We start from the raw sequence: 17,620 nt of genomic DNA, 5'->3' as shown, positions 1-17,620 counted from the left end.
CTCGTCGGCCGGAGACCGGCGCGCCCGCTCACGCGGCCGCCCCCACCACCCCCCGCGCGATGATCAGCCGCATGATCTCGTTCGTGCCCTCTGCGCGGGTGCGGAAGGGGCGGCCAGGGCCGGGGCCAGTTCCTCGGCGAGGCCCAGGTCGGCCAGCAGGGTCTGGAGCGGGCCGGTGTCCCGGGGTGCGGCCGGGCGGTTCGCGGCCGCGCTGCGCAGTTCGTCTGCGGTGACGTCCATCCCGCCGGCGGCCGCCACACCGACCCAGGGGTCGAAGTCCGGCGCCCGGAAGGCGTCCAAGCCCTGCACCAGCGCGTCCTTGAACAGTTCGCGCTGGTCCGCGGCCAGTTCGCCGTAGAGGGAGACCGCCAGCTCGCGGAAGACCACCGCGTGGCCGCTCTCGTCCCGGCGGTGCAGGTCGACGGTGATGCGGTTCATCGGCTGGATGCCGTACTCGGTGGAGATGGTGGACAGGAACGCGTTGATGGTGGTCTCCGCGGCCAGCGCGAAGGCGATCTCCACCAGGTCGCGGGCCGGGCCGGTCAGCTCGCGGCGGCGCTCCCGCAGCGCCCGCACCACCGACCAGTCCCGCGGGTCGAAGGTGAGGCCGGTCAGACCGCGGCGGCGGCGGGTGACCGAGGCCGCGTTCTGGCACATCAGGATGTGGTAGTGCTCGTCGATGATCGTCTGGTGCAGGGCGGTGACGGCCGCCTCGTCCTTCCGTACGGGGATCCGCTCGTGCAGCATCAGCCGGCAGGCGGGCAGGATGACCTCGTCCTCGATCGCGGTGGTCTTGGCGTTGTAGGCGATCCAGGAGGCGGAGAGGATCTGGCGCCGGGCGTCGGCGTCCAGGGGCTTCCTCCCGGGGAGGGCGAGCAGCGGCACTAAATGCTCGGGGAAGTCGGGGAGTTCGGGGTCGAAGTGGCCGTCGAGGTCGAGTTCGTCCTTCTTGACGGCGACCCGCTTGCCCCAGCGCTTGGTGAGCTGGTGCAGCAGATCACGCTCGAAGGCCGGTGGCGCCTGATCGCTCGGCTGGGGTCGGCTGGCGGGTGTCGCGGGTGTCGCGGGCATGGTCGGACCTCCTGGTCGAGAGGGCGGTGGGGACGGGCTGCGCCAGACGGCTCAGATGGCCGCGCCAGCGCGCGGCGCGGACCGCCGGTCCGGCGCTGACCTGCGCAGATGTCCATTGCGTCACGGGGCGGATGCCGTGCAGTGCGTTGACGGCCCAGACTTCGAGCCCGTCGAGTTCTCGTGGTGTGGGGGTCTCGTGGGCCGTGCGGACCCCCTGGGCGGCGGCGACGGCCAGGAGCAGCTCGCGGGTGACGGAGGCGAGCCGCCGGGGCGTGGCGGGCGGAGTGCACAGGGTGTCGTCGCGCCACCACATCAGGCTGGTCGTCGACCCCTCCACGATCCGGCCGGCCCCGTCCAGCAGCAGCGCCTCGTCTCCGCCGGCCGCCATGGCCCGCTGCCGCAGGGCGGTGAGCCGGTCGAGGTCGAGGCCCTTGATGTCGGGGCGGGCGCGGCGGTCGGGACCGTCGGCGGTCCACAGCCGTACGCTCTCGCCGAGTGCGGGCGCCGGACGGATCCACAGCCGGAGCGACAACTCCCCTTCCTCCGCGGCGAGTTCGACGCGCGGGAACCATGTGCCGGTCGTCGGGACCCGGGCCGCGGCCGCCCGGAAGAAGGCGGCGACCTGCGGCTGCGGGGGGCCGCCGAGGGCCTGGCAGGCGGCGGCGAACCGTCGGTTGTGCAGCGGCAGCCCGCGGACCCTGCCCTCCGCGCTGAGCCAGGAGTCGATGGCGTGGACGGTGCCGGGCGGCCCGGCGGGGCGCAGGGCGGCCGCCGCGTCGTCCCAGCGCAGGCGCTGGTTCACCGCCCGGCCTGCCAGGCGCGCAGCGGGGCGGCGGCCTTGAGGAGCATCTCGTCGTACTCGTCCTCGGGGTCGGAGTCGAGGACGATCGCGCCGCCCGCGCCGATGGTCAGCGCGTCGCCGTTGCGGACCGCGGTGCGGATGACGATGTTGAGGTCGGTGCCGCCGGAGAGTCCGAAGTAGCCGAGCGAACCGGAGTAGATGCCGCGGGCCTCGGTCTCCAGACGGTCGATGATCTCCATGGTGCGGAGCTTGGGCGCGCCGGTCATCGAGCCGCCGGGGAAGCAGTGGCGTACGCAGTCGACCGCGCTGACGGTGGGGCTGAGCCGGCCCTGGATGGTGGAGACGAGCTGGTGGACGGTGGCGTAGGACTCGACGGCCATATAGCGGTCGACGGTGACGCTGCCGATCTCGCAGACCTGGCCGAGGTCGTTGCGCAGCAGGTCCACGATCATCAGGTTCTCGGCCTGGGTCTTGGCGCCGGCGGCGAGCTCCTCGGCGAGCGCCCGGTCGCGTACCGGGTCGGGGTCGCGCGGTGCGGTGCCCTTGATGGGCTTGCTCTCGACGGTGCCGTCACGGTCGATGCGCAGAAACCGTTCGGGCGAGGAGCTGAAGACGGTGACCTCGCCCAGGCGCAGCAGCGCGGAGTACGGGGCGGGGTTGGCGCGGCGCAGCCGGCGGTAGAACGCCAGGTCGTCCTCGGCGAACGGCAGCCGCAGCTTGTCGGTCAGGCAGATCTCGTAGCTCTCGCCGCGCACCAGCTGGCGGCGGCACTCCTGGATGTCGGCGAGGTAGCGCTCGCGGTCCCGGACGAGGAAGGGGGCCGCGTCGGGGGCCTGATCGGCGGGCCGCCGGTCGGTGACGCCGTCGTCGGGGCGGGGCCCGAGCGCGGTGAGGCGTTCGGCGGTGGCCTCCACCCACTCCTTGGCGTCGATGGCTGCGCGCTCGTCGTCGGTGTGCACCGCGATCACATGGGTGCGCTCCTCCAGGTGGTCGACCGCGATCAGACGGTCCGCGAACATCCAGGTGGCGTCGGGGGTGTCCGCGGTGTGCCGCTTGGCGGCGCCGCAGTCGGCCTTGAGCTCGTAGCCGAAGTAGCCGACATAGCCGCCGGTGAGGTCGAAGGGCAGGTCGGGGGCGGCGTCGAGGCGGCGCCGGCGCAGACGGGCGTCGAGGACCTCGAAGATGGAGCCGCTCTCCAGGCGCAGCCCGTGCGCGTCCTGCACCTTCACCGCGCCGGCGGACAGCCGGTAGGTGAGGATCTCGCTGAGCGGGCCGGTGGCGTCGCCCAGGAAGGAGAAGCGGGACAGGCCCTCCTCGACGCGGCTGCTGTCGAGCCAGAAGCAGTGCGGGGCCCCGGCGTAGAGGGTGGTGAAGGCGGCTTCGGTGTCGATGGCTCTCGGCAGGGCGGTGGTGGTCAGCCGGAGGGCGGGGGCGTCGGCCGGACGGCGGGCGGGGGTCGCGGGGTGCCGGGTCGTGGGGGCCGTACGGCCGGTGCGCCGGGCCGCGCCCGACGCCTCGCGGGTCAGATCGCGGAAGTTCGTGAGGAGCTCGCGGCCGTAGGCGGAGGCGATGGACTCGGGGTGGAACTGGACGCCCCAGCGCGGCAGGTCCCGGTGCCGGAGCGCCATGATCACTCCGTCGTCGGCGCGGGCGAGGACCTCCAGCTCCGGCGGGAGCGGCTCCTGGACGCACAGCGAGTGGTAGCGCACGGCGGTGAACTCCGCGGGCATCGAGGCGAAGAGGGGGTCGCCGTCGTGGGTGATGCGGGCCAGGTGGCCGTGGCGGGGGCGCGGCGCGGGGATCACGGCGGCGCCGGCCGCGTGGGCGATGGCCTGGTGGCCGAGGCAGACGCCGAGGACCGGCAGATCGGTGTGGCGCAGCAGGCCGGGTATGTGGCCGAGGTCGCGGGCCTCCTGCGGGCGGCCGGGGCCCGGGGAGATGACGATGTTGTCGAAGCCGCTCTGACGGAAGGTCCCCAGCATCGGGGTGTCGTTGGTGACGACCACCGGATCGACGCCGTTGACCTCGGCTATGAGCTGGAAGAGGTTGAAGGTGTAGGAATCATGGTTGTCGACGAGCAGCGTGCGCATGGGTGAGCTCCTTGGGGTCTCTGGGGCATTCACGCGAGTTGCACTACCGCGCGTACGGTGGCCAATTCCTCGTCCTGCGGGGATACCGCGGTCAATTCGACCACGACCCGCCGGTCCGCCAGTTTCTCGGTGACGGTGCCATGGATGCGGTAGCGGGCGCCCACTCCGTCGTCCGGTATCAGCACCGGCCGGTGGAAACGGGCGTGCTGGGCCACGACTGCGCCGGGATCTCCGGTCCATTCGTGGATCAGGCTGAGCGCCTTGGCCGCGGTGAGCGGGCCGTGCGCGACGATATGATCCATTTCCACGGAACGCGCGACACGCGGGTTCCAGTGGACGCCGGCGAAGTCGAGTGAGGCGCCGCAGTACATGATTTCGTTGACCGGCAGCAGCTGGAATTCCCGGGCGGCCAGCGGCATTCCGACGGGCACCGTGTCGTAGTCGACCTGGACAGTCATGGCCCTTACTCCTTCGGCGCGGCCGAGCCGCGGGAGATCATCTGGTCGACGACGGTGCAGACGGGTTCTCCGTCCTCGGACGTCACCCGGTGTTCCCTCTCGAAGAGCTCGTGCCGGCCGATGTCGCGGATATCGCGGACGGTGGTCGCGAACCACAGCCGGCCGCCGGCGTGGATCGGCCGGTGGTGAGTGACGCGCTGGTCGCCGAGGACGCAGACGGGCTCCTTCTGCTTGCCGAACTCCGGTACCAGCATGGGCCAGTTGCCCATCCGGAACCAGATGGTGGAATCCCCCTCCGTATCTCCACACTGGATTGCCCGAAGCACGTAGTGAAAGCCGAACGACAGGCTCCGCTAACGGTCCGTCACAGCATGTGAATACGCAATCTCATACCCCCGGTTTGTATGCGGCGCGGCGTGTTCGGTCAGGGGCCGCATGCCGCCAATAGCAGGTGGGGATGGCGTCCGGTGTGCTCTCCACCGCCCAGCAGGTCGGCGGCGCGGTGGCCGCCCGCCGGCGCGCTCCCACCGGCGTCGAAAAGAGCCTTGACCGCCCGCGACTCACCGCGATCCGGCGCCGCGAGCGGCCTCCCAACTCGCCGCCATCCCCCCATAGGCCCCGTGCATCCGGGGCGCTATGGTCGTTTTTCCAGGAACGTTACGGGGGAGGGCAGCCGCCGATGGCACAGGACGATGCCGTGATCGGCTGTACGGGAGTGCTGCTGATCGGCACTCGTGGGGCTGCCGGCCCCGGTGAGGTTCTGGTGCGGATCAGGGGTGGCTCTGAGGCCTTTCTCGCCTGGTCCGACGAGCCCCTTCCGGTAGGGGCGACCGTGCTCGTGATCGAGTCCCGTGGCCATCGTCAGGTCGACGTCATGGAGTGGGCCGATCCGTTGGACGCGTCGACCGGCACCGCCGGCGACGCCGGCTGAGGAGACGAAGGATGTTCGGTTACCGCGTTCCTGCCCCCGACCAGGCCATGCTGATCTCGGGAGGCAGGCGTGGACAGGGAGGCGCGCCGTTCCGAGTGGTGACCGGCCACGGCAAGTTCGTGCTGCCGGTGTTCCGCAAGGTCCGCTTTCTGACCCTGGCGATGTGCGAGGCCGAGGTCGCCGAGAAGTGCGTGACGCGGCAGGGCATCGCCCTCACGGTCCGCGCGGTGATCGCGTTCAAGGTCGGCAACGACACCGAGAGCGTCGTCAACGCCGGTCAGCGCTTCCTGTCCGACCAGGACCAGATGTCGGTCCTGACCGGCCGCATCTTCGCCGGCCATCTGCGCTCCATCATCGGTTCGATGACCGTCGAGGAGATCGTCACCGAGCGGCAGAAGCTGGCCACCGAGGTCCTGGAGACCTCCAAGACCGAGATGGCCAAGATCGGCCTGATCGTCGACTCCCTCCAGATCCAGTCGATCGACGACGGCGACACCGGCTACATCGAGGCGATGTCCGCCCCGCACAAGGCGGCCATCCAGCGCCAGGCGCAGATCGCCCAGGCCCAGGCCACCCAGGCATCGGTCGAGGCGCAGCAGGCCGCCGCGCGCAATCAGGCCGAATACTCCCGGCAGACCGCCGTGGTGCAGGCCGAGTACTCCGCCGAGGTGGACCGCGCCCAGGCCCACGCCGCCCAGGCCGGCCCGCTCGCCCAGGCCCATGCCCAGCAGGAAGTCCTCGCCGCGCAGACCGAGCTCGCCGAGCGCCGGGCCCGGCTGCGCCAGCAGGAACTGGTCGCCGAGGTCGTCAAGCCCGCCGAGGCCGAGGCCGAGCGGATCAAGCTGCTGGCCATGGCCGAGGCCGAGCGCATGAAGATCCAGGCCGAGGCCGCCGCCTCGTACGACCGGGTCGCGCTGGACCGCATGCTCATCGACCAGCTCCCGCAGATCGTCAAGGAGGCCTCCGCGGGCCTGGCCAACGCCAACGTCAACGTCCTCAACGGCACCGACGGCCTCGGCGAGATCGCCGCCGGCCTGGTGGGCCAGGGCCTGACCATCCTCGACTCCGTCCGCCGCAACCTCGGCACCCCCACCGCCGCCTCCCCCGACAACCAGACGCCCAACTCCCAGGGCAACGGCGGCCAGGGCGGCAACGGCCGCGTCGAGATCGAGTAGTCCCGGGGAGGACCGCACCGCACGGCGGCCTCGGGCCGCCCTCTCCGTCGGCCCGGCTCCCCGTCCGTCGCCCGGGTCCCCGTCCGTCGCCCGGGGTCCCCGCTACCGCCCTTCCTGTGCGTGCTTGTGGCGGGCCCAGGCGACCAGGTGGTTGAGGACGGCGACGGTGCTGGCGATGTCGGCGTCGTCGAAGCCGTCGAGGGCCTCATGGAGGCCGGCCCGGCTGGTGTGCTGGAGGCGCTGGAGGACGGCCTTGCCGTGCGGGGTGATGGCGACCTGGCGGGCGCGGCGGTCGAGCGTGTCCGGGGTGCGCTCGACCAGGTCCTGGGCTTCCAACTGGCCGATCTGGCGGGTGACATGAGGGGGCTCGACCATCAGCGTGGCGGCCAGATCGCCGACCCTGCTGACCCCTCCGCTGTCCTCCAGGGCCATCAGCAGCCAGAGAGCGGAGCGGGCCGCCGTGACGCCCGCCTGGGCCGCCTGGCGTTCGTGCGGCCGGGAGCGGGTGAGCAGGTAGGACAGCGTGGCCAGCACTCTTTGCAGTGCGGCGATGGGGTCCTGGTCTCTTCCGGGGTCCGACATGCAGGCACTTTAGCGGCCCCCGCGACCACGGGAACGCGATGCTCCGCGCACGCTCCGTATGCCGCCACGCTCGGTTTGAGCCAACCTCCGGGCGGCCGTGATCGGCTCTTCCCTCCCCCGTTCGGCGTGAGTTAGCGTGGCGAAACTTAGTTGCTTAACTTAGGTAACTAGTTGGGGCCCAAACGTTCCGTGCACAGCCCGTCGAGGAGTGGCGCCACCCGCACCGTTTCGCCACGGCAGGTCGTACCTGCCGGATCCCGATCGTGGAAGGACCAGCGGCATGACGACTGCAGAACGTATCGAGGCGGAGCGCGAGGCCGGCCCGGGCGAGGGCCCCGCCGCCCTCGCCGTCCCCGCCGCGCGGGCCGGCGGCTGCCCCTTCGATCCGGCGCCCGGTGTCGAACGCGCCCTCCGGGAGGAGCCGGTCACCCGGGCGACGCTGTGGGACGGCTCCTCCTGTTGGCTGGTGACCCGGCATCAGGACGTACGGGCGGTCCTCGGCGATCCGCGGTTCAGCGCCGACGCCACCCGCCCCGGGTTCCCCTTCCTCACTGCCGGCGGGCGGGAGCTGGTCACCAGCACCCCCACCTTCCTCCGCCAGGACGACCCCGAGCACGCGCGGGCGCGCCGCATGCTCACCTCCGACTTCATGGTCAAGAAGGTGGAGGCGATGCGCCCCGAGGTGCAGCGCATCGCCGATGGGCTGCTCGACCGGATGACCGACGGGCGCGACCGCGCCGACCTCGTGCCCGAGTTCGCGCTGCCGCTGCCGTCCCTGGTCATCTGCCTGCTGCTCGGTGTCCCGTACGAGGACCACGAGTTCTTCCAGGAGCGCAGCCGGATCCTGCTCAGTCTCCGTTCGGCGGCGGGGGAGGTCCGCACCGCGCAGGCGGAGCTGCACCGCTATCTGTGCGAACTCGCCGAGTCCAAGCGGCATGCGCCGGACGACGGAATCGTCAGCCGGCTGATCGCCCGCGGCGAGACCGACGCCGACGAAATCGCCGCCATGGGGCGGCTGTTGCTGGTCGCAGGCCATGAGACCACCGCGAACATGACCGCGCTGTCCACCCTCGCCCTGCTGCGCAACCCCGACCAGCTGGCGCGGCTGCGCACGGACCCTTCGCTGATCAAGGGTGCGGTCGAGGAGCTGCTGCGCTATCTGACGATCGTCCACAACGGCTTGCCGCGGGTGGCGACCGAGGACGTCGCCGTCGGCGGCGTCACCATCCGCGCCGGCGAGGGCGTGCTGTGCACGCTCAACACCGCCAACCGCGACGAGGAGGTCTTCCCCGGCGGCGCCGGGCTCGACGTCGGCCGCGACGCCCGCCGGCATGTCGCGTTCGGCTTCGGCGTCCACCAGTGCCTGGGTCAGCCGCTGGCCCGGGTGGAGCTGCAGGTCGCCGTCGAGACGCTGCTGCGCCGGCTGCCGGGCCTGCGGCTCGCCGTCCCCTTCGAGGACGTCCCGTTCCGGCACGACATGGGGATCTACGGGGTGCACTCGCTCCCGGTCGCGTGGTGACCGGACCGGTACGCCCACGACCACACGCCCGACGACCGACCACGGAGAGAACCATGCGCATCCACATCGACCAGGACAAGTGCTGCGGCGCCGGAAGCTGTGTGCTGTCGGCGCCCGAGGTGTTCGACCAGCGCGACGAGGACGGCATCGTCGTCCTCCTCGACGCCCAGCCGCCGGCCGAACTGCACGACGCGGTACACGAGGCGGCGGCCATCTGCCCGGCCGCCGCGATCTCGGTGGAGCAGACCGAGCGCGTGTAGCCGTACGCGGACAGGGCCTCGGCCGACGCCCGCGGCCGCCGCGCCGAGGCCCTTCGCGTCACGTTCCCGCGCGTCCTACGGCTGCGGCACCAGCCCGTCCGCGACCAGCCCGGACAGCACGGCCTCCCCCAGCGCGTGCACCGCGGACTGCGGTCGCACCATCACCGTGAACTCCTTGATCAGGCCCGCCTCGTCGAACTGCAGCAGATCGATCCCGTGGATCTGCTTGCCGTGCACGGTGGCCCGGAAGATCAGGACCGCCGAGTCGGCGGAGCCGCCCGCCGCCCCGGCCGCCGTCTCCGCGCCGCCGGCCAGCTCGCCCACGTAACGGAAGTCCTCGAAGGTGCGCAGCAGCACCCCGAACAGCCCCAGGACCATCGGCCGCCCCTCGAAGGGCGTGAACTTCACCGGGCTGTAGAAGCGGATGTCCTCGGTGAGCAGCCCTTCCACCGCGGCGAGTTCGCGCGCCTCCACCGCCGCCCTGAACCGCTCCGCGGTCGCCTTCGCCGCCGCGGTCACCTCTGCAGTAGCCATGCTTCCCCTCTCGCCTCTTCCCGTCCCTGCCCCTGTTCCGGCACGGCATAGTCGCGACTATGATTAGTCACATTCTTGAGTATGGGAAGAGCGGTACAGAAAGAGCGGGGAAGGGGCGAGCCGGGCGATGGCTCTCAGGCACGCGGTGCTGGCGGCGCTGCTGGACGGTGAGTACAGCGGATATCAGCTGGCCAAGGCGTTCGACGTCGGTGTCGCCAACTTCTGGCATGCGCTGCCGCAGCAGCTCTACGCCGAGCTGACCAGGCTGGAGGCGGCGGGGCTGGTCGCCGGGCGGCAGGTGGTGCAGGAAACCCGGCCCAACAAGCGGCTGTTCCGGGTCACCGAGGACGGCCTGGCCGAGCTGGAGCGGTTCGCGGCGGCCACCGCCAAGCCGTCCTTCATCCGCGACGATCTGCTGGTGAAGGTGCAGGCCGTGGACCTGATCGACGCCGCGCCGGTGATCGAGCAGCTCGACGAGCGGGCCCGGACCGCCGCCGCGAAGGTCGAGATCTTCGAGAAGCTGCTGGTACGGCTGCGCGGCGAGCGGGACGAGGCGGAGTTCCTGGCCAGTGGCGCGCGGATCGGCCCGTATCTGACATGTCTGCGCGGGCTCGGGTTCGAACGGGAGACCCGCGACTGGTGCGAACGGATCGCCGGCGTCCTGAGGTCCCGCACCGCAGGCGGCGCACGGCACCGCAGCGCAGGGGGGTCCCGCCAGTGCTAGGCATGCCGTGCCTGGGTTGAAGGGTGCACTGGTTACGGGAAGCGGAACGTCGGATTCTCGATGGCATGACCCACACCTCTGTCTCCGCGTACGCCGCACCCGCCCCCAAGGCCCCACTGGAGCGGATCACGATTCCGCGCCGCGAGCTGGGTGCCCACGACATCCTGATCGACATCAAGTACGCCGGAATCTGCCACTCCGACATCCACACCGTGCGTGCCGAGTGGGGCGACGGCGGGAACTTCCCGATCGTCCCCGGCCATGAGATCGCGGGCGTGGTCGCCGAGGTCGGCGCGGAGGTCACCCGCTACCGGGCGGGCGACCGCGTCGGCGTCGGCTGCTTCGTCGACTCCTGCCGGGAGTGCGAGAACTGCCGCGCCGGACGGGAGCAGTACTGCACCGGCGAGCTCGGCAACGTCGGCACGTACAACGCGACCGGCCGGGACGGCGAGCCCACCTACGGCGGCTACTCCACGCATATCGTCGTCGACGAGAACTACGCCCTGCGCATCCCCGACAGCATTCCGCTGGACGCCGCGGCCCCGCTGCTGTGCGCCGGGATCACCCTGTACTCCCCGCTCGCGCACTGGAAGGCGGGCCCCGGCAAGAAGGTCGCCATCGTCGGCCTCGGCGGCCTCGGCCACATGGGCGTGAAGATCGCGCATGCGATGGGCGCGGAGGTCACGGTGCTGAGCCAGTCGCTGCGCAAGAAGGACGACGGCCTGCGGCTGGGCGCGGACCACTACTACGCGACCTCCGACCCGGCCACGTTCGAGGCGCTGGCGGGCACCTTCGACCTGATCGTCAACACCGTCTCCGCCAACCTGGACCTCAACGCCTACCTCGGTCTGCTGCGCACCGACGGCACGCTGGTGCAGGTCGGCGCTCCCGAACGGCCGCTGCCGGTCGCCGCGTTCGCGCTGATCCCGGGGCGCAAGTCGCTGGCCGGCTCGATGATCGGCGGCATCCCCGAGACGCAGGAGATGCTCGACTTCTGCGGTGCGCACGGGCTGACCGCCGACATCGAGGTGATCAGCGCCGACCGGATCAACGAGGCGTACGAGCGGGTGCTGGCGAGCGATGTGCGCTACCGCTTCGTGATCGACGCCGCGACGATCTGAGCGGAACGGCCGTGCTCCGCGCCGCGCCCGAGCCGGGACGGCCACCAGCTGCGCCGGCCCAGCAGGATCAGCGCCGACGGCAGGACCATGACGCGGATGACGAAGGCGTCCAGCAGGACGGCCGCCGCGAGACTGAAGCCGATCTGCTTCATCTCGGCGAGGTGCAGGAACAGGAAGCTCGCGAAGACCGTCACCATCACCACCGCCGCACTGGTGACGACCTTGGCGGAGGCGCCGATGCCCTGCAGCACCGCCTCCCGGGTCGGCACGCCGCCCAGTGCCGTCTCGCGTATCCGGCTGACGACGAAGACCTGGTAGTCCATCGACAGGCCGAAGAGGATCACGAAGAGGAACAGCGGTACCCGCGAGCCGATCGCGCTGGTCGCGGACGTGTCGAAGCCGAACAGCGCGCTGGCCCAGCCGTGCTGGAAGAAGATCACCACCAGGCCGAAGGCGGCGGCCGCGGAGAGCAGGTTGAGGGCGGCGCCGAGCAGGCCGATGACGACGGAGCGGAAGACCAGGGCCGTCATGAGGAAGGTCAGCAGCAGGAGCGCACCGACCACCAGGGGCAGCTTCTCGTCCTGGTGGGCCAGGTAGTCGGTGTCGTGCGCGACATCCCCGCTGACCGCGAAGTGCGCACCGGGCACCGTGCCGACGGTGGCCGGCAGATAGGCCGTACGGAGCCGGTCGAGGGAGGCGCGTGCCTCGGGTGAGCTGACCTTGTGCGGCGTGGACAGCTCCATGGTGGTGGTGCGGTGGTCCCGCGAGGTGCGCAGGGCCGGGGTGGCGCGCTCCGCGTAGAGCCGGTCGGACGCGGTGCGGGCGCTCAACTGCCGCAGGGCCGAGGCTACTTGCGGTGCCCGGTCGGCGGGGGCGCGGACCACGATCTGGTGCTGGACGCGCAGGTCGGGAAAGGCCGCGGTGAGGCGGTCGTAGGTCTGCATGGCGGGGATCTCGCGCGAGTGGCTGTCCTTGTTGAGGACGCGCAGCTGCATGCCCAGGGCGGGAGCGGCGAGGCCCAGCAGGAGGAGGACGGAGAGGCAGAGGGTGGCGGCCGGGCGCCGGCCGGCCGGGCGCAGCAGGGCACTCCACAGGCGCCCGCCGCCGGTCGTCCGGTCCCGCCACCGGCCACACGCCGGGCGCCGGCGGGTGCTCCGCTGTGCCCTGCGGGCCGCGCGGCGCTCGGCCCGCTCGGCGGTCTTGACCAGCAGCGCGGGCAGCGCGGTCAACGAGCTGAGCACGGCGGCCAGTACGACGATGACGGTGCTGGTCGCGAGCGAGGAGAAGACCACGTCGGTGGCCAGGTAGAGGGTGGCCGTGGAGACCACGACCGCGAAGCCGGAGACGACGATCGCCCGGCCGGAGGTGGCGGCGGCCAGCTCCACCAGCGCCTCGGTGCCGAGGCGGCCGCCCGCGCGGGCCCGCTCCTCGCGCTCCCGCTTGAGGTAGAAGAGCGTGTAGTCGACGCCGACGGCCATCCCGATGAGCAGGATGACGTTGTTGCCGACCCCGGCGTCCGGAAGTACGTGGGAGACCACCATCGACAGGCCCATGGCGGCCGCGATCGAGGTCAGCGCGAGCAGCAGCGGCACGGCCGCCATCAGCACGGACCCGAACACCGCCAGCAGCGTCAGCAGCGTGACGGGCAGCGTGAGCGCTTCGGACAGGGCCAGGTCCTGGCCGCGCTGGGTGTCGACGCCGACGGACACCGACGGGCTGCCGGTCTCCTCCACCCGTAGCTCCGGATGGCTGCGCTGGACCGCCGCGGTCTGCGCGGCGAGCGGCGCGACATGATCCTTGGCGTCGGCCTCCGCGCCCTTCATGGTCACCGCGACCCGCAGCGCGCGGCCGTCGGCCGAGCGGACCGGGCGGGCGACCCCGGCCACCTCCGGGAGCCGGTGCATCCGGGCGGTGAGGTCCCGTACCGCCGCATCGGCCGCGGTCCGCGGCAGCGGGCCGGACCGGGCGGAGATCAGCACCTGTTCGAGCGGCGCCCGCTCCACGTGGCCCTCGGCCGCCATGGTCTCGGCGCGGCCCGCCTCGCCGACGCGGTAGTCCTCCGCGGTGGCGCGGTGGGTGCCCAGCGCGCTGCCCACCCCCAGGCACAGCACCACGAACGCCAGCCATCCGGCCAGCGCCCGCCAGGGGTGCCGGGCGCTGGCGACCGCCATCCGTACGGTCAACGGCCGCCCGCCCGCGGGCCGTTCCCCCCTCGTCCGGCCCCCTGCCGGCCGCCTGCCCACAGCTACGTTCACGTGCCCAGCTCCTTCGACGTCATGTCGCGCCCCCGTTGGACGCCCCCACCGGTGCATATGTAAGTCGGGACTTACATGTAAGTCGAGAATTACAGGTGTCTTAGTGAAGCGTCAACCGTAAGATTGTGGTGGCCGGAGGGTGGCGGGCTCGTTTGACAGCCCGTCGCGGCATGCGAAAACCTCCGCTGACAGGGCGTCCGGAACGGCAAGAAGGTGGGCCATGAACAGCGAGGAGCTGCTGGCCCTGCTGTCCGCCGTGGGCCATGCGCAGCGACTGCGGGTGATCGCCGAGCTGGCCGAAGGACGGCTGTACGTCAGCGAGCTGGCCCGCCGGCTGGAGATGTCCCGGCCGCTGCTCTACATGCATCTGGACCGGCTGGAGAAGGCCGGTCTGGTGGTGGGGCGACTGGAGCTGTCCGAGGACGGCAAGGCCCTGAAGTACTTCGAACTCACGCCGTTCGAGCTGAAGCTGAACGTGGCCACCGTCCTCGCCGCCCTCCAGGAGGACCGGGCCGGGGCGACGACACCGGACGAACGACCCTAGGGGGACGCCTACATGAGCGGCAGCACCATCATCCCGATATCCATCCTCTTGATCGTCTTCGCCTCGGTCACGACGATCGTGGCCTCCTACTTCAAGCTCCAGCGGCATCGCGCGGATGCCGCGGCGCTGGCCGAGTACCGCAAGCTCGCGGAGCGGGTCACCGTCCAGCAGGAGACGATGAGCGCGCAGCTGGCGGAGCTGGGCGAACGGGTCAGGGCCGTGGAGAAGCTGCTGCACAGCGTGGGCTGAGACGGGCGGCGCACCAGGCGTCGGCCGGTCTGCGGGAGGCGCGCCGCACCAACCCCCGGAAGTTTTCCGAACCGACCGGCAACCCCCGCGCCCGCCGCACGTCGTCACGGGTGAGGGCGCCATTCCGGCGCCACCCGCCCGAGAACGTGGAGCAGCCGACCGTGAAGCCCATCCGCACCCACCGCGCCATCCGCAGCACCCGAGCCTCCCGGCCGTCCGCGGCCGAGGACACTCCGCAGCGCGCCGCCCGTTCCGCCGCCCGCCCCGGTCTGCGCGGCGCGGCCGGCGCCGGGCTGCTCGCGGCGCTGGCGCTGACCGCGCTGTCGGCGGCGGGCACCGCGCACGCCGACGACCGCACGCCCACGCCGCAGAGCACACAGCCGGGCCACGCGACCCCCTCGCCAGCCCCGCAGCCGACCGAAGGCGGCGGGACGCCGACGCCCACCCCGGACACCAGCGTCACCCCGTCCCCGACCGCCCGGCCCAGCTCGCCCACCAGCCCCCGGCCCAGCGCCACCCCCACCCGCCCGGGACCGCAGCCGACCGACGGCTCGCCCCGCCCCAGTGCCGAGCCGAGCACCGCCCCCACCAAGGGCGGCGGGGGCGGCAAGGAACTCGCGCGCACCGGCGCCTCGTCCGCGACCACGGCGGCACTCGGCGGCGGCGCCGCGGCGCTGCTCGCCGCGGGCGGCGGCACCGTCTACGCCGTACGGCGCCGGCGCGCCTGAGCCTGCACCCGGCCGCCCGCCCCGAGGAATCGATGGAGTACTCCGCCGGCCCGCACAGCGCCCCGGTACGGTTCGCCCTGCCGGGGCCCCGGCATGCCCTGTGGCGGTGGCTGCTGCGCAGCGCCCGCCCGGCCGCCGCCCACCGCGAGACCCCGCACCGCACCGGCCCGCCGGCCCGGCAGCCCGGCTACGGCCACCCGCCGCACGGACCGCACCGGCTGCCCGACGACGGCGCGAGCGCCGCCCCGCCGCCCGATCCCCGGCCCACGATCAGCGAGCTCTACCACGCACACCGGCTCGCCATGGTCCGGCTGGCCGTCCTGCTCGTCGACGACCGCGCCACCGCCGAGGACGTCGTCCAGGACGCCTTCGCCGCGCTCTACAAGCGGCACGGCGACCGGCTCGGCGAGGTCGACAACGCACCGGCCTATCTGCGCACCGCGGTCGTCAACGCCGCCCGCTCGGTGCTGCGGCGCCGGCGCACCGCCCGCGACTACACCCCGCCGTACGAAGCCGACGCGCCCTCCGCGGAGGAGCGGATCGTGCTGGACGAGGAGCACCGGGAGGTGTTCGCCGCGCTGAGCGGGCTGACCGCGCGCCGCCGCGAGGTCCTCGTGCTGCGCTACTGGTGCGATCTGACGGAGGAGCAGATCGCCACGACGCTGGGCATCAGCCGCGGCTCGGTGAAGTCCCTCGCCAGCCGCGCCCTGGACTCACTGGAGAAGATCTTGGAGGCGCGGTCATGAGCGGCCCCGGCACACAGCCCGAGCGGCGCGTCGAGGAGCGGCTGCGGCGGGCGTTCGCGGCCCGCGCCGAGAGCATCGGCATCCGGGACCTGCGGCCCGCCGCGCCCCCGGGACCGCCGCGGCGCCGCGGCCGGCCGGCCCTCCCGGCGCGGCCCTGGCTGCGCCGCTTCGGCCTGCCGCTGGCGGCGGCCGCCGCGGCCGCCGCCGCTGCGCTCGGCTATCTGGCGATCACCCCGGACGGCCCCCCGGTCCGCCGCCCCGCGCCACCGGCGAGCTCCCCGAGCCCGGTCGGCCCCTCGCCGTCCCCCACGCCCAGCGACCCGCCCCCCGCGCCGTCACCGCGCGGCACGTCGGCGGACCCCGGCCGCACCGCGCGCCCCTCCGGTTCGGCGACGCCCGGCGCCGACCCCGCAGGCCCGCCCCGCCGCACCCCGACGGCCACCCCCACGTCCCCCAGGAGCGAGAGCCCCACCGAGTCCGTCCGGCCGCCGTCCTCACCGACACCGTCGGCCACCCCTCACGGCTCCGGCTCACCCACACCGACGGCCCCCTGACGGCGCTGCGCACGGGCCCCGGCGGGGCGCGTCAGGGCAGGCGTTAGCGGCGCGTTAGTCGATCACCAGCGCCCGCGCCGAAGGTCGTGCACACGCCACCGTCCCGGGAGTCCCGTATGCCGCCCCTCTCCGCCGTCACCGCGCGCCGGGCCCTTGCCGCCGGCCTGACCGCCACCACCGCACTGGCGCTGACCGCCGCCTGCCACGCCACCGCCACCAGGGCCGACGAACCGGCCACCGCCGTATCGCCGGCCCCCACCTCACCCGCCCCGCCGGACGGCGACACCCCGCCGCCCGGCCCCGGCGGGCGCATCGCCTGTACGCCCGAGATGCTCAGGTTCCACGCGGGCGCGCTGCCGCACCGGGCCCACCGCATGCTGCTGACGGTCACCAACGACTCCGACCGGCCGTGCGACTTCGCCGCCCAGGGCTACCCCCTGCTGCGCTTCGGCGACGACCGGCAGCCCGCGATCCCGGTGATCGAGGACAGCCGGCCGCGGTCCGCCGTCACCCTCGCACCGCGCGCGACCGCGTACGCCACGATCACCACCTCCGCGGGCGGCGGCCCGCACCACGGACGGGGCCGGGACCGCAAGAAGATCTCGCAGTTCGGTGTCGCGCTGGCCGTCCGCGCCCGCCCCGCCCAGGTCGGTCTGGACGACCGCACCCCGGTCCCCGTCGATCCGCACACCGCCGAGGTCACGTACTGGCAGACGAGCCTGGCGGCCGCCCGGAAGTGGTGACGGGCGCCGGCCGCGCAACGGGGCGGCGGGCGCCGGGGCGGGACGCGCGTAGTCCGTTCGGGTCGGATCCGGCCAAATCCCCCGGCCCGGCGCCCGCCAATGATCCAAATTTGCCGCCAATGATCCCTTTGCGCCGCTGCGGCATGGCTGCGCCCGGTGCCGCTCGCCCGGTAGGCTTTCCGTGTGATCTTCAAGCGCATCGGAAATGGGCGGCCGTACCCCGACCACGGCCGGGAGAGCACCCGCCAGTGGGCGGATGTCGCCCCGCGCCCGGTACGCCTCGACCAGTTGGTGACGACCAAGCAGCAGCTCGATCTCGAAACGCTGCTCGCCGAGGACTCGACGTTCTACGGCGACCTCTTCGCGCACGTCGTGAAGTGGGGAGGCGACCTCTATCTGGAGGACGGACTGCACCGCGCGGTGCGCGCCGCACTCCAGCAGCGCCAGGTGCTGCACGCGCGCGTACTTGAGCTCGACTGACGCAATCTCCCGCCCGAATTGGCCCTTTTGGGTTGGGTCTCACGCCACGCGTTG

The 17,620-nt window shown here is 72.7% G+C and carries 21 protein-coding genes; 13 read left to right on the top strand and 8 right to left on the bottom strand.

What is annotated here, in order from left to right:
- Positions 1-63 precede the first annotated feature (63 nt).
- The 5 genes from ACWD6P_RS15805 to ACWD6P_RS15785 are packed head-to-tail and all read right to left on the bottom strand — an operon-like array spanning position 64 to position 4,690.
- Complete coding sequence (locus ACWD6P_RS15805) at positions 64-1,071, bottom strand: diiron oxygenase (protein WP_451444641.1); 1,008 nt, start codon at positions 1,069-1,071, stop codon at positions 64-66.
- Positions 998-1,873 carry an aminotransferase class IV gene (locus tag ACWD6P_RS15800; protein WP_451444640.1) on the bottom strand — a complete coding sequence of 292 codons (876 nt, stop codon included), beginning with the start codon at positions 1,871-1,873 and terminating at the stop codon, positions 998-1,000. Before ACWD6P_RS15800 ends, ACWD6P_RS15805 begins: the two co-directional genes overlap by 74 nt.
- Entirely contained in the window at positions 1,870-3,963 is a 2,094-nt protein-coding gene (gene pabB, locus ACWD6P_RS15795; protein WP_451444639.1) for an aminodeoxychorismate synthase component I, read from the bottom strand. Before pabB ends, ACWD6P_RS15800 begins: the two co-directional genes overlap by 4 nt.
- 29 nt (positions 3,964-3,992) lie before the next feature.
- Positions 3,993-4,421, bottom strand: coding sequence for a MaoC/PaaZ C-terminal domain-containing protein (locus tag ACWD6P_RS15790; protein ID WP_451444638.1), 429 nt, complete (start codon positions 4,419-4,421; stop codon positions 3,993-3,995).
- A 5-nt stretch (positions 4,422-4,426) separates the two neighbouring features.
- Positions 4,427-4,690 carry an FAS1-like dehydratase domain-containing protein gene (locus ACWD6P_RS15785; RefSeq protein WP_451444637.1) on the bottom strand — a complete coding sequence of 88 codons (264 nt, stop codon included), beginning with the start codon at positions 4,688-4,690 and terminating at the stop codon, positions 4,427-4,429.
- Positions 4,691-5,100: 410 nt separating this feature from the next.
- On the opposite strand from ACWD6P_RS15785, the gene ACWD6P_RS15780 reads away from it, so the two are divergent.
- Entirely contained in the window at positions 5,101-5,352 is a 252-nt protein-coding gene (locus ACWD6P_RS15780) for a hypothetical protein (RefSeq protein WP_451444636.1), read from the top strand.
- A gap of 11 nt (positions 5,353-5,363) precedes the next feature.
- Positions 5,364-6,527, top strand: coding sequence for an SPFH domain-containing protein (locus tag ACWD6P_RS15775; RefSeq protein WP_451444635.1), 1,164 nt, complete (start codon positions 5,364-5,366; stop codon positions 6,525-6,527).
- Positions 6,528-6,629: 102 nt separating this feature from the next.
- Here the strand turns inward: ACWD6P_RS15775 and ACWD6P_RS15770 are convergent, their stop codons facing one another.
- Positions 6,630-7,109, bottom strand: a complete 480-nt coding sequence (locus tag ACWD6P_RS15770; protein ID WP_451444634.1) for a MarR family winged helix-turn-helix transcriptional regulator — start codon at positions 7,107-7,109, stop codon at positions 6,630-6,632.
- A gap of 280 nt (positions 7,110-7,389) precedes the next feature.
- Here ACWD6P_RS15770 and ACWD6P_RS15765 point away from each other — a divergent pair, with 280 nt between their 5' ends.
- Both ACWD6P_RS15765 and ACWD6P_RS15760 read left to right on the top strand, forming a co-directional pair.
- Complete coding sequence (locus ACWD6P_RS15765; protein ID WP_451444633.1) at positions 7,390-8,628, top strand: cytochrome P450; 1,239 nt, start codon at positions 7,390-7,392, stop codon at positions 8,626-8,628.
- Between the two features lie 53 nt (positions 8,629-8,681).
- Entirely contained in the window at positions 8,682-8,888 is a 207-nt protein-coding gene (locus ACWD6P_RS15760; RefSeq protein WP_451444632.1) for a ferredoxin, read from the top strand.
- Positions 8,889-8,963: 75 nt separating this feature from the next.
- Here ACWD6P_RS15760 and ACWD6P_RS15755 read toward each other — a convergent pair whose 3' ends face one another.
- Positions 8,964-9,422, bottom strand: coding sequence for a nuclear transport factor 2 family protein (locus ACWD6P_RS15755; protein WP_451444631.1), 459 nt, complete (start codon positions 9,420-9,422; stop codon positions 8,964-8,966).
- Positions 9,423-9,549: 127 nt separating this feature from the next.
- Between ACWD6P_RS15755 and ACWD6P_RS15750 the strand changes: the two genes are divergently transcribed.
- Positions 9,550-10,146: a PadR family transcriptional regulator gene (locus ACWD6P_RS15750; RefSeq protein WP_451444630.1), complete on the top strand. Its 597-nt coding sequence runs from the start codon at positions 9,550-9,552 to the stop codon at positions 10,144-10,146.
- 65 nt (positions 10,147-10,211) lie between these two features.
- Entirely contained in the window at positions 10,212-11,267 is a 1,056-nt protein-coding gene (locus ACWD6P_RS15745; RefSeq protein ID WP_451444629.1) for an NAD(P)-dependent alcohol dehydrogenase, read from the top strand.
- Here ACWD6P_RS15745 and ACWD6P_RS15740 read toward each other — a convergent pair.
- Positions 11,234-13,438, bottom strand: a complete 2,205-nt coding sequence (locus tag ACWD6P_RS15740) for an MMPL family transporter (RefSeq protein WP_451444628.1) — start codon at positions 13,436-13,438, stop codon at positions 11,234-11,236. The genes ACWD6P_RS15745 and ACWD6P_RS15740 overlap by 34 nt on opposite strands.
- Positions 13,439-13,742: 304 nt before the next feature.
- Here ACWD6P_RS15740 and ACWD6P_RS15735 point away from each other — a divergent pair, with 304 nt between their 5' ends.
- The 7 genes from ACWD6P_RS15735 to ACWD6P_RS15705 all read left to right on the top strand — a co-directional run bounded on the left by ACWD6P_RS15735 (position 13,743) and on the right by ACWD6P_RS15705 (position 17,566).
- Positions 13,743-14,066: an ArsR/SmtB family transcription factor gene (locus ACWD6P_RS15735; RefSeq protein ID WP_451444627.1), complete on the top strand. Its 324-nt coding sequence runs from the start codon at positions 13,743-13,745 to the stop codon at positions 14,064-14,066.
- 12 nt (positions 14,067-14,078) lie between these two features.
- Positions 14,079-14,315: a hypothetical protein gene (locus ACWD6P_RS15730; protein ID WP_451444626.1), complete on the top strand. Its 237-nt coding sequence runs from the start codon at positions 14,079-14,081 to the stop codon at positions 14,313-14,315.
- 161 nt (positions 14,316-14,476) lie between these two features.
- On the top strand, positions 14,477-15,043 hold the full coding sequence (locus tag ACWD6P_RS15725; RefSeq protein ID WP_451444625.1) for an LAETG motif-containing sortase-dependent surface protein: 567 nt from the start codon (positions 14,477-14,479) through the stop codon (positions 15,041-15,043).
- A 32-nt stretch (positions 15,044-15,075) separates the two neighbouring features.
- Positions 15,076-15,789: an RNA polymerase sigma factor gene (locus tag ACWD6P_RS15720; protein ID WP_451444624.1), complete on the top strand. Its 714-nt coding sequence runs from the start codon at positions 15,076-15,078 to the stop codon at positions 15,787-15,789.
- Entirely contained in the window at positions 15,786-16,343 is a 558-nt protein-coding gene (locus ACWD6P_RS15715) for a hypothetical protein (protein WP_451444623.1), read from the top strand. The genes ACWD6P_RS15720 and ACWD6P_RS15715 overlap by 4 nt, the downstream gene beginning before the upstream one ends.
- A gap of 116 nt (positions 16,344-16,459) precedes the next feature.
- Entirely contained in the window at positions 16,460-17,086 is a 627-nt protein-coding gene (locus ACWD6P_RS15710; RefSeq protein ID WP_451444622.1) for a DUF4232 domain-containing protein, read from the top strand.
- Positions 17,087-17,269: 183 nt separating this feature from the next.
- On the top strand, positions 17,270-17,566 hold the full coding sequence (locus tag ACWD6P_RS15705; RefSeq protein ID WP_362912149.1) for a type II toxin-antitoxin system VapB family antitoxin: 297 nt from the start codon (positions 17,270-17,272) through the stop codon (positions 17,564-17,566).
- Positions 17,567-17,620 lie beyond the last annotated feature (54 nt).

This window comes from Streptomyces sp. NPDC002446 (assembly GCF_053595675.1).
The sequence above is the reverse complement of the archived record's forward strand: the minus strand, read 5'-3'. Positions and strand labels throughout refer to the sequence as shown.